The organism is Cupriavidus pauculus (assembly GCF_008693385.1).
Classification (GTDB): domain Bacteria; phylum Pseudomonadota; class Gammaproteobacteria; order Burkholderiales; family Burkholderiaceae; genus Cupriavidus; species Cupriavidus pauculus_D.
The window spans coordinates 877518-892415 of the sequence record NZ_CP044065.1; the positions used below are offsets into that span (position 1 = coordinate 877518).

Annotated in this window: 10 protein-coding genes; all 10 read left to right on the forward strand. The window is 65.5% G+C overall.

Features of this window, described 5'->3' with window-relative positions:
• Positions 1-83 precede the first annotated feature (83 nt).
• The 10 genes from ugpB to FOB72_RS04150 all read left to right on the forward strand — a co-directional run bounded on the left by ugpB (position 84) and on the right by FOB72_RS04150 (position 14897).
• Complete coding sequence (gene ugpB / locus FOB72_RS04105) at positions 84-1394, forward strand: sn-glycerol-3-phosphate ABC transporter substrate-binding protein UgpB (protein WP_150371353.1); 1311 nt, start codon at positions 84-86, stop codon at positions 1392-1394.
• Positions 1395-1480: 86 nt separating this feature from the next.
• The gene (ugpA, locus tag FOB72_RS04110; protein ID WP_109580759.1) at positions 1481-2362 is read left to right on the forward strand and encodes a sn-glycerol-3-phosphate ABC transporter permease UgpA; all 882 of its coding nucleotides are present in this window, start codon (positions 1481-1483) and stop codon (positions 2360-2362) included.
• Positions 2363-2369: 7 nt separating this feature from the next.
• Positions 2370-3218: a sn-glycerol-3-phosphate ABC transporter permease UgpE gene (gene ugpE / locus FOB72_RS04115; protein ID WP_150371354.1), complete on the forward strand. Its 849-nt coding sequence runs from the start codon at positions 2370-2372 to the stop codon at positions 3216-3218.
• Positions 3219-3239: 21 nt separating this feature from the next.
• Positions 3240-4361 (forward strand): sn-glycerol-3-phosphate import ATP-binding protein UgpC, encoded by a 1122-nt coding sequence (locus tag FOB72_RS04120; protein WP_150371355.1) that lies wholly within the window; start codon positions 3240-3242, stop codon positions 4359-4361.
• Entirely contained in the window at positions 4358-5113 is a 756-nt protein-coding gene (ugpQ, locus tag FOB72_RS04125) for a glycerophosphodiester phosphodiesterase (protein WP_150371356.1), read from the forward strand. Before FOB72_RS04120 ends, ugpQ begins: the two co-directional genes overlap by 4 nt.
• A gap of 184 nt (positions 5114-5297) precedes the next feature.
• Positions 5298-8150, forward strand: coding sequence for a 2-oxoglutarate dehydrogenase E1 component (locus FOB72_RS04130; protein ID WP_150371357.1), 2853 nt, complete (start codon positions 5298-5300; stop codon positions 8148-8150).
• A gap of 90 nt (positions 8151-8240) precedes the next feature.
• Complete coding sequence (odhB, locus tag FOB72_RS04135; RefSeq protein WP_150371358.1) at positions 8241-9503, forward strand: 2-oxoglutarate dehydrogenase complex dihydrolipoyllysine-residue succinyltransferase; 1263 nt, start codon at positions 8241-8243, stop codon at positions 9501-9503.
• 84 nt (positions 9504-9587) lie between these two features.
• Entirely contained in the window at positions 9588-11012 is a 1425-nt protein-coding gene (lpdA, locus tag FOB72_RS04140; protein WP_150371359.1) for a dihydrolipoyl dehydrogenase, read from the forward strand.
• Between the two features lie 116 nt (positions 11013-11128).
• On the forward strand, positions 11129-12226 hold the full coding sequence (gene zapE / locus FOB72_RS04145; protein WP_150371360.1) for a cell division protein ZapE: 1098 nt from the start codon (positions 11129-11131) through the stop codon (positions 12224-12226).
• A 127-nt stretch (positions 12227-12353) separates the two neighbouring features.
• Entirely contained in the window at positions 12354-14897 is a 2544-nt protein-coding gene (locus tag FOB72_RS04150; protein ID WP_150371361.1) for a heavy metal translocating P-type ATPase, read from the forward strand.
• The last annotated feature ends 1 nt before the right edge of the window (position 14898 follow it).

Consider the following 14898-nt stretch of genomic DNA (forward strand, 5'->3'; position numbering starts at 1 on the left):
CCGGCGTAACATCCCGCTGACACAAAAAATGCATAGATTCAGTCGCTTTTCGCCGATTGATGACAGCCTTAGGAGAGTCGCAGATGTCCTTCCCGCGCAATATCTTGAAGTTCGCTGCCGTGGCCGCAATGGCTGTGGCAGGCACCGCCCATGCCGCCGTGGAAATCCAGTGGTGGCACGCCATGGAGGGTGCCCTCAATGAAAAGGTGAACGATATCGCCAACAAGTTCAACGCGAGCCAGTCCGAGTACAAGGTCGTCCCTGTGAACAAGGGCAACTACGACGAGACGATGGCCGCGGGGATCGCAGCGTTCCGTGCCGGCAGCGCGCCCGCGATCCTGCAGGTGTTCGAAGTGGGCACCGCCACCATGATGAGCGCCAAGGGCGCGATCAAGCCCGTATCGGCAGTGATGAAGGATGCGGGCGAGAAGTTCGACCAGTCCGCCTACATCCCGGCCGTGGCCGGTTACTACACCTCGTCGAAGGGCGAGATGCTGTCGTTCCCGTTCAACAGCTCGACGACGGTGTTCTACTACAACAAGGACGCCTTCAAGAAGGCCGGCCTCGACCATCCGCCCAAGACGTGGCCGGAAGTCATGCAGTTCTCGGCCAAGCTCAAGGCTTCGGGCGTGAATTGCGCGTACACGACCGACTGGCAGGGCTGGGTACACCTGGAGTCGTTCTCGGCCTGGCACAACACGCTGTACGCGACCAAGAACAACGGTTTCGGTGGCACCGATGCACGCTTGGCCTTCAACAGCCCGCTGCACGTGAAGCACATCACGAACCTGCAGGACATGGTCAAGAAGGGCTACTTCAGCTACGGCGGCCGCAAGGCGGAGTCGCAGGCCAAGTTCTATAACGGCGAGTGCGCGATGTTCACGGGTTCGTCGGCATCGCTGGCCAACATCCGCCGCAACGCGAAGTTCCAGTTCGGCGTCTCCACGCTCCCGTACTACCCGGACGTCCAGGGCGCGCCGCAGAACACGATCATCGGCGGCGCCTCGCTGTGGGTGATGGGCGGCAAGAAGGCGGAAGAGTACAAGGGCGTGGCGAAGTTCTTCACGTACCTGTCGCGTCCGGAAATCCAGTCGGACTGGCACCAGGCCACGGGCTACCTGCCGGTGACGATGGCCGCCTACGAGCTGACGAAGAAGTCGGGCTTCTATGACAAGAACCCCGGTGCCGACGTGTCCGTGCAGCAGATGGTCGTGAAGACCACCGACAAGTCGCGCGGCGTGCGCCTCGGCAACCTCGTGCAGATCCGCACGGTGGTCGACGAGGAACTGGAAGCCGTCTGGGCGGGCAAGAAGGAACCGCAGGCGGCGCTCGACAATGCCGTCAAGCGCGGCAACGAGCTCCTCGAACGCTTCCAGAAGACGGTCAAGGAATAAGGTTCCCGTCGTCCTCGCTGTACGGTCGGGCCGCCTCGCGCGGCCCGATTCGCCCTGTTAGTTTCGGTTTCAGATTCAGACTCCCGATGGAAAAACGCGTCGTTTTCCGCTCGCCGTGGCTGCCGTATCTGCTGGTGTTGCCGCAGATCGCCATCACGCTGATCTTCTTCTTCCTCCCCGCCGGCCAGGCGCTGTACCAGTCCATGCTGCAGCAGGATGCCTTCGGCATCAACCTGGAGTTCGTCGGGCTCGACAACTTCATGGTGCTCTGGAACGACCCGCTCTATATCGAGTCGTTCGAGATCACCGCCGTATTCGCGATCGGCGTGACGCTGGTGGGTCTCTCCACGGCACTGCTGCTCGCGTACTTCGCCGATCGCGTGCTGCGCGGCGCCACGGCCTACAAGACACTGCTGATCTGGCCGTACGCGGTAGCCCCCGCCGTGGCCGGCGTGCTGTGGATGTTCATGTTCAACCCCACGCTCGGCATCGTGTCGTACGGCCTGCGCGCGATGGGCGTGAACTGGAACTTCCTGCTCGACGGCCATCAGGCGCTGCTGCTCGTGGTGCTCGCCGCCGCGTGGAAGCAGGTGAGCTACAACTTCCTGTTCTTCCTGGCCGGCCTGCAGAGCATTCCGCGCTCGCTGATCGAGGCGGCCGCGATCGACGGCGCCGGTCCGTGGAAGCGTTTCTGGTCCATCATCTTCCCGCTGCTCTCGCCGACCACGTTCTTCCTGCTCGTGATCAACGTCGTGTACGCGTTCTTCGACACGTTCGCGATCATCGACGCGGTCACGCACGGCGGTCCGTTCAACTCGACGAACACGCTCGTGTACAAGGTGTTCCACGACGGCTTCCGTGGCATGGACATCGGTGGCTCCGCCGCGCAGTCGGTGGTGCTGATGGTGATCGTGATCGCGCTGACGGTAGTGCAGTTCCGCTACGTCGAGCGCAAGGTTCAGTATTGAGGTCGCCATGGTAGAAAGACGCCCCATTCTCGATATCCTGACCCACGTGGTGCTGATCCTCGGCATCGCGGTGGTCGCGTTCCCGGTCTACGTGACGTTCGTCGCATCGACGCTCACGCCGGAACAGGTGCTGGACGCACCGATGACGCTGCTGCCAGGCAGCCACTTCTTCGACAACTACCGCACGGTCCTGTTCTCCGGCGTGGGCGAGTCCGCTTCGCCGGTCACGACCATGATGAAGAACAGCCTGATCATGGCGCTCGGTATCGCGCTCGGCAAGATCGCCATCTCGATCATCTCGGCGTTCGCGATCGTGTACTTCCGCTTTCCGATGCGAAAGCTGTTCTTCTGGCTCATCTTCATCACGCTGATGCTGCCGGTGGAAGTGCGGATCCTGCCGACCTACAAGGTCGTGTCGGACCTCGGCATGCTCGACAGCTACTTCGGCCTGACGATTCCGATCATCGCCTCGGCGACCGCGACGTTCCTGTTCCGCCAGTTCTTCCTGACCATTCCGGACGAGCTGGCCGAGGCCGCGCGCATCGACGGCGCGGGCCCACTGCGTTTCTTCTGGGACGTGGTGCTGCCGCTTTCGCGCACGAGCATCGCGGCGCTGTTCGTCATCCAGTTCATCTACGGCTGGAATCAGTATCTGTGGCCGCTGCTGATCACCACGCAGAAGTCGATGACGCCGGTGGTGGTGGGCGTCACGCAGATGATCTCGCGCTCGGGCGACGCGGCAACCGACTGGAATCTCGTGATGGCGACCGTGATGCTCGCCATGGTGCCGCCGGCACTGGTGGTGCTGCTGATGCAGCGCTGGTTCGTCAAGGGCCTCGTGGAAACCGAGAAATAACATCGCGGCAGGAAATTACTCATGGCAAGTCTGTCCCTTCGTAACGTTCAGAAAACCTATGCCGGCGGCACGCAGGTCGTGCATGGCATCGACATGGAAATCGCCGACGGCGAGTTCATCGTGATCGTCGGCCCGTCGGGCTGCGGCAAGTCCACGCTGCTGCGCATGGTGGCGGGGCTGGAGACGGTGACCGGTGGCGAGATCCACATCGGCAGCAAGGTCGTGAACGACCTGGAACCGGCCGAGCGCGATATCGCGATGGTGTTCCAGAACTACGCGCTGTACCCGCATATGAGCGTGTACGAGAACATGGCCTACGGCCTGCGCATCCGCAAGATGAGCCAGGCCGAGATCGACCAGCGCGTCAAGCACGCCGCGGGCATTCTCGAACTCGCGTCGCTGCTCGATCGCAAGCCGCGCCAGCTGTCCGGCGGCCAGCGCCAGCGTGTGGCGATGGGCCGCGCGATCGTGCGCGAGCCGGCCGTGTTCCTGTTCGACGAACCGCTCTCGAACCTCGATGCCAAGCTGCGCGTGCAGATGCGCCTGGAACTCAAGGACCTGCATCGCCGCCTCGGCACCACGAGCATGTACGTGACGCACGATCAGGTGGAGGCCATGACGCTGGCCGACCGCATGATGGTGCTGAGCGGCGGCAAGGTGGAGCAGATCGGTACGCCGCTCGAGGTATATGCGAAGCCGGCGAGCACGTTCGTGGCCGGCTTTATCGGTTCGCCGCCGATGAACCTGATTCCGGTCACGCGCAACGGCACGGGCGCCGGCACCGACGGCGGCGAGGCGCAGATGCGCGTCACGCCGAAGGAAGGCGCGGGGCAGGGCACGGCCACGCTGGGCCACCTGCCGATGGGCCTGCACCTGCCCGAGCAGGCGCTGATGGGCCTGCGTCCCGAGCATATCGAGCCCTGCGCGGCCCACGAGGCGATTGCCGAGGTGGACGTGCGCGTGGTGGAAGCGCTCGGTGCGGATTCGTTCGCGTACGGCTCGATTGGCGGTCAGCCGCTCGTCGTGCGGCTGGAGAGTCACATGTCCGTGCGCGCCGGCGACAAGCTGCCGATCACGGCATCGGCCGAGCATCTGCACTTCTTCGATATCGCGTCGGGCAAGCGCATCGAGGCGCTGGCATGAGCACGCCCAAGGTCGATTTCGCCAACTGGCCGTATCCGCGCCACGTCGCGCATCGCGGCGCGGGCAAGCTCGCGCCCGAGAACACGCTGGCCGCGTTTCGTCACGGCGCCTCGTTCGGCTACCGGATGTTCGAGTTCGACGTCAAGCTGTCCGGCGACGGCAAGCCCGTGCTCATGCACGACGCCACGCTGGACCGCACGACCTCGGGCCACGGCCGCGTCGATGCGCTGACGCTGGGCGAGATCGCCGCCCTGGACGCCGGCAGCTGGCACAGCCCCGCCTTCGCGGGCGAGCCCGTGCCGACGCTGGCGGCCATCGCGCGCTATACGCGCGCGAACGACCTGCTCGTGAACATCGAGATCAAGCCCGTGCCGGGTGACGAATACCGGACCGGCGCCGCCGTGGCGCTGGACGCGCTGTCCCTGTGGGCGGGCGCGGCGGTGCCGCCGCTGCTGTCCTCGTTCTCCGAAGCGGCGCTGGAAGCCGCGCGGGAGGCCGCGCCGGACCTGCCGCGCGCGCTGCTGGTCAAGACGCTGCCGACCGACTGGCTGGACCGGCTGGCGCGGCTGGGCTGCGTGGGACTCGACGCCAACCACGGCGAACTCGATGCCAACGTCATCCAACAGGCGCATACGGCCGGCTACAAGGTACTTTGCTACACGGTGAACGACCCGGCCCGGGCGGCGGAGCTGTTCGGGTGGGGGCTCGACACCCTGATCACGGACGCGGTGGACCGCATTGCACCGGCCTGATTTTGCATAACGAAAAGTACGCACTGTATGTAGGAGAACGTGCTATTCTTTCGCGAGTGAAGACTTAGGTCCTTCCCCGCACAACTTGTACAGTTGTTTGCAATCCGCTAACCGGTCAAGCCGTGTCGCGGAAGGTTGATGAACCCGCTTAACTCCGGGGTACCCGGAGAATAGTGAGCGCCCCATGATGCAGCAGTATCAGAGCAATTCGTACCTCTTCGGCGGCAACGCCCCTTACGTGGAAGAGCTGTACGAAGCCTACCTCCAGAATCCGAGTTCGGTCCCCGACAACTGGCGCGCGTACTTCGACGCGATGCAGAACGTTCCCGCAGTGGACGGTTCTAACGCCCGTGACATCCCCCACGCCCCGATCGTCGCTTCGTTTGCCGAGCGCGCCAAGCAGGGCCCGATCAAGACCATCGTTGCCTCCGCCGACTCCGACATGGGGCGCAAGCGCGTCGCTGCCACGCAGCTGATCGCCGCTTACCGCAATATCGGTACCTACTGGGCGGACCTCGATCCCCTCAAGCGCCAGGAACGTCCGCCTCTGCCGGATCTGGATCCCGCTTTCTACGGCTTCTCCGAAGCCGATCTCGACATCGTCTTCAACGCCAGCAACACGTACTTCGGCAAGGAGTCGATGAGCCTGCGCGAGCTGCTCAACAACCTGCGTGAAACGTACTGCGGCACGATCGGCGCCGAGTTCATGTACGTGAGCGACCAGGCGCAGAAGCGCTGGTGGCAGGAGCGTCTGGAAACGACGCGTTCCAAGCCCGTGTTCACGCTGGAGAAGAAGAAGCAGATCCTGGACCGCCTGACCGCGGCCGAGGGCCTCGAGCGCTTCCTCCACACCAAGTACGTCGGCCAGAAGCGCTTCTCGCTCGAAGGCGGCGAGAGCTTCATCGCGGCGATGGACGAGATGATCCAGCACTCCGGCAGCAAGGGCGTGCAGGAAATCGTGATCGGCATGGCCCACCGCGGCCGTCTGAACGTGCTGGTCAACACGCTGGGCAAGATGCCCGCCGACCTGTTCGCCGAATTCGAAGGCAAGCACGTTGACGATCTGCCCGCAGGCGACGTCAAGTACCACAAGGGCTTCTCGAGCGACGTCTCGACCGAAGGCGGCCCGGTTCACCTGTCGCTCGCGTTCAACCCGTCGCACCTGGAAATCGTGAACCCGGTGGTCGAAGGTTCGTCGAAGGCGCGCCAGGAACGCCGCGGCGAAGCCGGCCACAAGGAAGTGCTGCCGGTGCAGGTGCACGGCGACGCGGCCTTCGCGGGCCAGGGCGTCGTGATGGAAACGCTGAACCTCGCGCAGACCCGCGGCTACGGCACGGGCGGCACGATGCACATCGTGATCAACAACCAGATCGGCTTCACGACGTCCGACCCGCGCGATGCGCGTTCGACGCTGTATTGCACGGACGTGGTCAAGATGATCGAAGCGCCGGTGCTGCACGTGAACGGTGACGATCCCGAAGCCGTCGTGTACGCGATGCAGCTGGCCGTGGACTTCCGCATGGAGTTCAAGAAGGACGTCGTCGTCGACATCATCTGCTTCCGCAAGCTGGGTCACAACGAGCAGGACACCCCGGCCGTCACGCAGCCGCTGATGTACAAGAAGATTGGTCAGCACCCGGGCACGCGCAAGCTGTACGCCGACAAGCTGGCCGCGCAGAACCTCGTGCCGGCCGACTTCGGCGACGAGAAGGTGAAGGAATACCGCGCCGCGATGGATGCGGGCAAGCACACGGCCGACCCGGTCCTGTCGAACTTCAAGAACAAGTTCGCCGTGGACTGGATGCCGTTCCTGAACCGCAAGTGGACCGACACGGCCGACACCGCCGTGCCCGTCACGGAACTGAAGCGTCTGGCCGAGCGCATCACCACGGTGCCCGAGCACCTGAAGCTCCACCCGCTGGTGGAAAAGGTGGTCAAGGACCGCGCGAACATGGGTCGTGGCGACCAGCCGCTGGACTGGGGCATGGGTGAACACCTGGCCTTCGCCTCGCTGGTGGCTTCGGGCTACCCGGTCCGTATTACGGGCCAGGACGCGGGCCGCGGTACCTTCACGCACCGCCATGCCGTGCTGCACGACCAGGCGCGCGAGCGCTGGGATGCAGGCAGCTACGTGCCGCTGCAGAACGTGTCGGAAAACCAGGCACCGTTCACGGTGATCGACTCGGTGCTGTCGGAAGAAGCGGTGCTCGGTTTCGAGTACGGCTACTCGACCGCCGAGCCGAACGCGCTCGTCATCTGGGAAGCCCAGTTCGGCGACTTCGTCAACGGCGCGCAGGTCGTGATCGACCAGTTCATCTCGTCGGGCGAAGTGAAGTGGGGCCGCGCCTCGGGTCTGACGCTGATGCTGCCGCACGGCTACGAAGGCCAGGGTCCGGAACACAGCTCGGCCCGTATCGAGCGCTTCCTGCAGCTTTGCGCGGACCACAACATGCAGGTCTGCCAGCCGACCACGCCGGCCCAGATCTTCCACCTGCTGCGTCGTCAGATGATCCGTCTGTTCCGCAAGCCGCTGGTGATCATGACGCCGAAGTCGCTGCTGCGTAACAAGGACGCGGTGTCGCCGCTGTCCGATCTGGCCAAGGGTCACTTCGAGACGGTCATCCCCGATCACGAAGAACTGAACGCCAGCAAGGTCAAGCGCGTGATCATGTGCTCGGGCAAGGTCTACTACGACCTGGTCGCCACCCGCAAGGAACGCGGCGCCACCGACACGGCGATCATCCGTCTGGAACAGCTGTATCCGTTCCCGCACAAGGCCGTTGCCGCCGAACTCAAGAAGTACTCGGGCGCGACCGAAATCCTGTGGTGCCAGGACGAGCCGCAGAACCAGGGTGCCTGGTTCTTCGTGCAGCACTACATCATGGAAAACATGACGGAAGGCCAGAAGCTCGGTTATGCGGGTCGTCCCGCGTCGGCATCGCCGGCGGTGGGCTACTACGCAAAGCACAACGAGCAACAGAAGGCACTGCTGGAAGCCGCCTTCTCCAAGCTCAAGGGCTTTGTTCTGACCAAGTAATCCGCGACGGCGGCTCGCGGCGGCACAGGGTGTGCCGCCGCGACCGCCGTCCGTTCAACCCACACGCATACATCGAGGAATTTCCCAACCATGGCTATTGTTGACGTCAAGGTTCCGCAGCTGTCCGAATCGGTCGCCGAAGCGACCATGCTGAACTGGAAGAAGAAGCCTGGCGAAGCTGTCGCCCAGGACGAGATCCTGATTGAAATCGAGACCGACAAGGTCGTGCTCGAAGTGCCCGCACCGTCCGCCGGCGTGCTGTCGCAGATCGTCAAGAACGATGGCGATACCGTCGTGGCCGATGAAATCATCGCCAAGATCGACACCGCAGCCACCGCTGGCGCCGCCGCACCGGCCGCCGCCGCTCCGGCACCGGCCGCCGCTGCCCCCGCACCGGCTGCTGCCGCACCCGCGGCCGCCCCGGCCGCCGCAGGCGCCGTGGCCATGCCGTCGGCTGCCAAGCTGATGGCCGAAGGCGGCCTGTCGGCTGGCCAGGTTGCCGGTACCGGCAAGGATGGCCGCATCACCAAGGGCGACGTGCTGGCCGCCAGCTCGGCACCGGCACCGGCCGCCAAGGCTGCCCCCGCACCGGCAGCGGCCAAGCCCGCGCTGCAGCAGGTGTCGGCGCAGGTGGACTTCGCCGCGCTGGGCGACCGTCCGGAAGAGCGCGTGCCGATGAGCCGCCTGCGTGCCCGTATCGCAGAGCGTCTGGTGCAATCGCAATCGACCAACGCCATCCTCACCACGTTCAACGAAGTGAACATGAAGCCGGTGATGGATCTGCGCAACAAGTACAAGGACCGCTTCGAGAAGGAACACGGCGTGAAGCTCGGCTTCATGTCGTTCTTCGTGAAGGCCGCCGTGCACGCGCTGAAGAAGTATCCGATCATCAACGCTTCGGTCGACGGCAACGACATCGTCTACCACGGCTACTTCGACATCGGTATCGCCGTGGGCTCGCCGCGCGGTCTGGTGGTGCCTATCCTGCGCAATGCCGACCAGATGAGCCTGGCCGACATCGAGAAGAAGATCGCCGAGTTCGGCGCCAAGGCCCGTGACGGCAAGCTGTCGCTGGAAGACCTGACCGGCGGTACGTTCTCGATCTCGAACGGCGGTACGTTCGGTTCGATGCTGTCCACCCCGATCATCAACCCGCCGCAATCGGCCATCCTGGGCGTGCACGCCACCAAGGATCGCGCCGTGGTGGAAGACGGTCAGATCGTGATCCGCCCGATGAACTACCTGGCCATGTCCTATGACCACCGGATCATCGACGGCCGCGAAGCGGTGCTCGGCCTCGTCGCCATGAAGGAAGCGCTGGAAGATCCGGCCCGCCTGCTGCTCGACCTGTAAGCGTCAGTCTCTGTCTATAGCGCCCGCATGAACGCCGGCCGCCTGCACAAGGCGGCCGGGGCGGCGCGCGCAAAAGGAATTTCCATGAGCAAACAATTCGACGTGCTGGTCATTGGCGCCGGCCCTGGCGGCTATATCGCCGCGATTCGCGCTGGCCAGCTCGGTCTGAACGTGGCGTGCTGCGAAGGCAACGCCTATGACGATCCCAAGGGCGAAGCCCGCCTTGGCGGTACCTGCCTGAACGTGGGTTGCATTCCTTCGAAGGCGCTGCTGGCCTCGTCGGAAGAATTCGACAACGCGCAGCATCATCTGGCCGACCACGGCATTACCGTGGGCGACGTCAAGGTGGACGTGGCCAAGATGCTGAAGCGCAAGGACGATATCGTCGGCAAGATGACGAAGGGCATCGAGTTCCTGTTCCGCAAGAACAAGGTCTCGCTGCTCAAGGGCTACGGCAAGTTCGTCGGCAAGACCGCAGAGGGTTTCCAGGTGGAGATCGCCGGCGAAGTCGTGACGGCCAAGCAGGTCATCATCGCCACGGGTTCGAAGGCGCGTCATCTGCCGGGCATCCCCGTCGACAACAAGCTGATCAGCGACAACGAAGGCGCGCTGAAGTTTGACACCGTGCCCAAGAAGCTGGGCGTGATCGGTGCCGGCGTGATCGGCCTGGAGCTCGGCTCGGTATGGCGCCGTCTGGGTGCCGAAGTGACCGTGCTGGAAGCACTGCCGACGTTCCTGGCGGCCGCCGACGAAGGCGTGGCCAAGGAAGCGCAGAAGCTGCTGACCAAGCAGGGCCTGAAGTTCAACTTCGGCGTGAAGGTCAACGAGGTCAAGGCTGGCAAGGACAACGTCACCGTGAACTACACGGACAAGGACGGCGCCGCGCAGACGCTGGACGTCGATCGCCTGATCGTGTCGGTAGGCCGCGTGCCGAACACCGACAACCTCGGCCTCGAAGCCGTGGGCCTGGGCGTGGACCAGCGTGGCTTCATCGAGGTGGACGACCACTGCCAGACCAAGGTGCCGGGCCTGTGGGCCATCGGTGACGTGGTGCGTGGCCCGATGCTCGCGCACAAGGCCGAAGACGAAGGCGTGGCCGTGGCCGAGCGCATCGTCGGCCAGAAGCCGCATATCGATTTCAACACGGTGCCGTGGGTCATCTACACGTTCCCGGAAATCGCATGGGTCGGCAAGACCGAGCAGCAGCTCAAGGCCGAAGGCCGCGAGTACAAGTCGGGTCAGTTCCCGTTCATGGCCAACGGCCGTGCGCTGGGGATGGGCCATGCGGAAGGCTTCGTGAAGATGCTGGCCGATGCCAAGACCGACGAGATCCTCGGCGTGCATATCATCGGCGCCAACGCGTCGGACCTGATCGCCGAAGCCGTGGCCGCGATGGAATTCAAGGCTGCGAGCGAGGATATCGGCCGCGTCTGCCATCCGCACCCGTCGATGTCGGAAGTCCTGCGCGAAGCCGCGCTGGCCGTCGACAAGCGTCAGCTGAACATGTAAGGCACGCGCCTTCCATGTAAAGCCTATCCGGCGCGCCGTATCTGGGGATTCCCGGAGCGGCGCGCCGTTTTCACTTGCAGCGCCGGCACGAGAGTGCGGAGCGCGCCCCGAACAGCATGAACGTCACCGAGTATTACGAGCACGAACTTCAGCAGCGCGGCTACCAGTCGGACGAGGCGCAGCTGCGCGCGGTCGCGCGGCTGCAGCAGTGCTACGACGAATGGGTCGCCTACAAGGCGCGCCGCGGCAATGCACTGAAGAAGCTGCTCGTGCATCCCGATGTGCCCAAGGGCGTCTATCTGTGGGGCGGGGTGGGGCGCGGCAAGTCGTTCCTGATGGACAGCTTCTATACCTGCGTGCCCGTGGTGCGCAAGACGCGGCTCCATTTCCATGAATTCATGCGCGAGGTGCATCGCCAGCTCGAGGAACTGCGCGGCCGCGCCGATCCGCTCGACGAACTGGCCCGGCGCATCGCGCGCAAGTACCGGCTCATCTGCTTCGACGAGTTCCACGTCAGCGACGTGGCCGATGCGATGATGCTGCACCGCCTGCTCGACCAGCTCTTTGCGAACGGCGTGCAGTTCGTCATGACGTCGAACTACCGGCCGGATCTGCTGTATCCGGATGGACTGCATCGCGACCGCGTGCTGCCGGCCATCGCGTTGCTGGAGACGAAGCTCGACGTGCTCAATGTCGATGCCGGGATCGACTACCGCAAGCGCGCGCTCGAGCAGGTGGAGGCCTACCACACGCCGCTGGGTCGCGAAGCGAGCGCCGCGCTGCGCGATGCATTCGTAGCCATTGCGGGCACGGCCGACGAATCGCCGATCCTGCATATCGAGCATCGCGAGCTGAAGGCATTGCGCCGTGCCAACGGCGTGGTGTGGTTCGACTTCGCGACGCTGTGCGGCGGTCCGCGTTCGCAGAACGATTACCTGGAGCTCGCTTCGCAGTTCCATACGGTGATTCTTTCCGACGTGCCGAAGATGACGCCGCGCATGTCGTCGGAAGCGCGCCGGTTCACGTGGCTGATCGACGTGTTCTACGACCACAAGGTCAAGCTGCTGATGTCCGCCGAGGTCCCCGCGGACGAGCTCTATACCGAAGGCCAGATGGCCAACGAGTTCCACCGCACCGTGTCCCGCATCATCGAGATGCAGTCGCGCGAATACCTCGAATCCGCGCGCAGGACGATGGATACGTCTCTGACCTGATACTGATCGCGGAAAGACAGACGCCGATGTTTGCCGCCGGATGAGGGCACACCTCACCGTCGATTGATCTGCATCAAAGTGTGAGGGCGGGGCGCTACCTACTATTCCGTAGGTAAAAGAGCGCCCCATGTCCCTCGCATGCTTTCACTGCGGCCAGCCGGTCGGTTCCGGCGCGCCGCTGTCCCTCTCTCTCGATGGCACGCTGCGGCAATTCTGCTGTGGCGGCTGCATGACCCTTGCCCGCACGCTGCATGCGGCCGGCTTTGGACATTTCTACGCCGATACCGCGCTTGCCGCGGGGAAATTTGCCCGCCCGATCGAAGGCGATGCCCGGCGCGAGGCCGAGCTGGTCTGGGCGGCCTACGACGCGCCGGAACTGCGCGCGCAGTTCGTTCGCGATATCGGTACCGACGAAGCGGAAATCACGCTCGCTCCGGAGAATATCCGCTGCGCCGCGTGCGCATGGCTGATCGAACAGCATCTTCAGCAGTTGCCGGGCGTGGTATCGGCGGTGGCCAACGTGGCCACGCGCCGTGTGGTCGTCCGCTGGCGCGCGGGGGCGCAGCCGGTCGCCGGGCTGCTGGCCGCGCTTGCCGATATCGGCTATCTCGCCTGGCCGTTCGAGGTGGGCCGCGCCGACCGCGCGGACCGCCGCGAGCGCCGGGCGCTGCTGATGCGCATGGCGGTGGCGATGCTCGCGATGATGCAGGTCATGATGTATGCGTGGCCGGTCTACACCTACGAGGCGACCATCGACGCGGGCCTGCTGACGCTGATGCGCTGGGCGAGCTTTGCGCTGACGCTGCCGGTGGTCACCTATTCGGCGTGGCCGATCTTCGCTGGTGCATGGCGCGATCTCCGCGGGGGCCGCGCGGGGATGGACGTGCCGGTAGCGATCGGCGTGGCGGCCGGTTTTCTTGCGAGCACGGTGGCCACCGTGCGCGGCCACGGGGAGGTCTACTTCGACTCCGTCACGATGTTCGTGGCGTTCCTGTTGCTGGCCCGGTATCTGGAGCTGCGCGTACGGCAGGCCTCGCGCAGCGGCGCCGAGATGCTCGCGCGGCAACTGCCGGCTACCTGCGAGCGCGTGGCGGAAGCCGGCGCCGCGAGTGAGCGGATTCCCGTCGCGCGGCTGCGGGTGGGTGACCGCGTGCGGGTGAGAGCGGGCGACGTGGTGCCCGCCGATGGCACGATCGTGCTCGGTGCAAGCGAGTTCGACGAAGCGCTGTTGACAGGTGAGCCGCGGCCGGTGCCGCGGGGGATCGGCGGCACGGTACTCGCGGGCAGCTTCAACAGCGCGAGCCCGGTGGAGCTTCGCGTGACGCGCATCGGTGCCGCGACGCGGCTGGCCGAGATCGTCGCGGTGCTCGACCGCGCGCTGACCGACAAGCCCCGCATCGCGGCGCTCGCCGATCGCGTGGCGGCGTGGTTCGTGGGGACGTTGCTGCTGCTTGCCGCAGTCACGGGCGCGGTCTGGGCGCTGTGGATCGATCCGGCGCGCGCGTTGCCGGTGACCGTCGCGGTGCTCGTGGTGAGCTGCCCCTGCGCGCTGTCGCTGGCCGCGCCCGCGGCACTGGCGGCTGCGGGGGCCGCATTGTCCCGCTGCGGACTGCTGATGACGCGGGGCCATGCCATGGAGACGCTCGCGCGTGTCACCGACGTCGTGCTCGACAAGACCGGTACGCTGACGCAGGGGACGTTCTCGGTGGTGGATACCGACGTGCTCGGCGCGCTGGATGCCTCGCAATGCCGCGCGCTGGCCGCGGCGATGGAGCGCGACAGCGAACACCCCATCGGCCGCGCGCTGCGGGCGGACGCATCCGGCGCGAGCCTGCCCGCGGTGCATGGGCTCCGCAATGTGCCGGGGCAGGGCGTCGAGGCGACGCTGGGAGCGCGGCAACTGCGGCTGGGCCACTACGCGTTCGTGACCGCGGCCCGGGCCTGCGACGCAACGCGCGGCACGACCGGCACGCCCGACACGACCGGCACGTCCAGCACGACCGGCACGACCGGCACGACCGGCACGACCGGCACGACCGGCACGACCGGCACGTCCGGCGCGGACGCTGCGCTTGCCACCCCTATCTGGCTCGGCGACGATCAAGGTCTGCTCGCGCGCTTCGTGCTGGCCGACGTCGCGCGGCCGCAGGCCGGCCTGTTGCTGGCCCGCCTGCATCGCCTCGGCGTGCGTGTGCACCTGCTCTCGGGCGACCACCCGAACGCCGTGCAGGCATGGGCGCAGCGGCTCGATATCGCCCGCGCCGCGGGCGCGCGGACGCCCGAGGGCAAGCGCGACGACGTGGCCGCGCTCCAGCAGTCGGGTGCCGTGGTGCTCGCCGTCGGCGACGGCATCAACGACGCCCCCGTGCTCGCACAGGCCCACGTCTCCATCGCCATCGGCAGCGGTGCCCCGCTCGCCCAGGCGGGCGCCGACGCGGTGCTGATGCACGACGACATTGCCACGATCGCCACCGCGCTGACCGTCGCCCGCCGCGCGCGCCGGGTCATGCGGCAGAACCTCGGCTGGGCATTCGCCTACAACGTCATCGCCATCCCGCTCGCGGCCACCGGCCATGTCACCGCGTGGATGGCCGGCATCGGCATGTCGCTGTCCTCGCTGCTGGTCGTGCTCAACGCCTGGCGGCTGCTACGCGTACCGAAAGAGGCCTGAC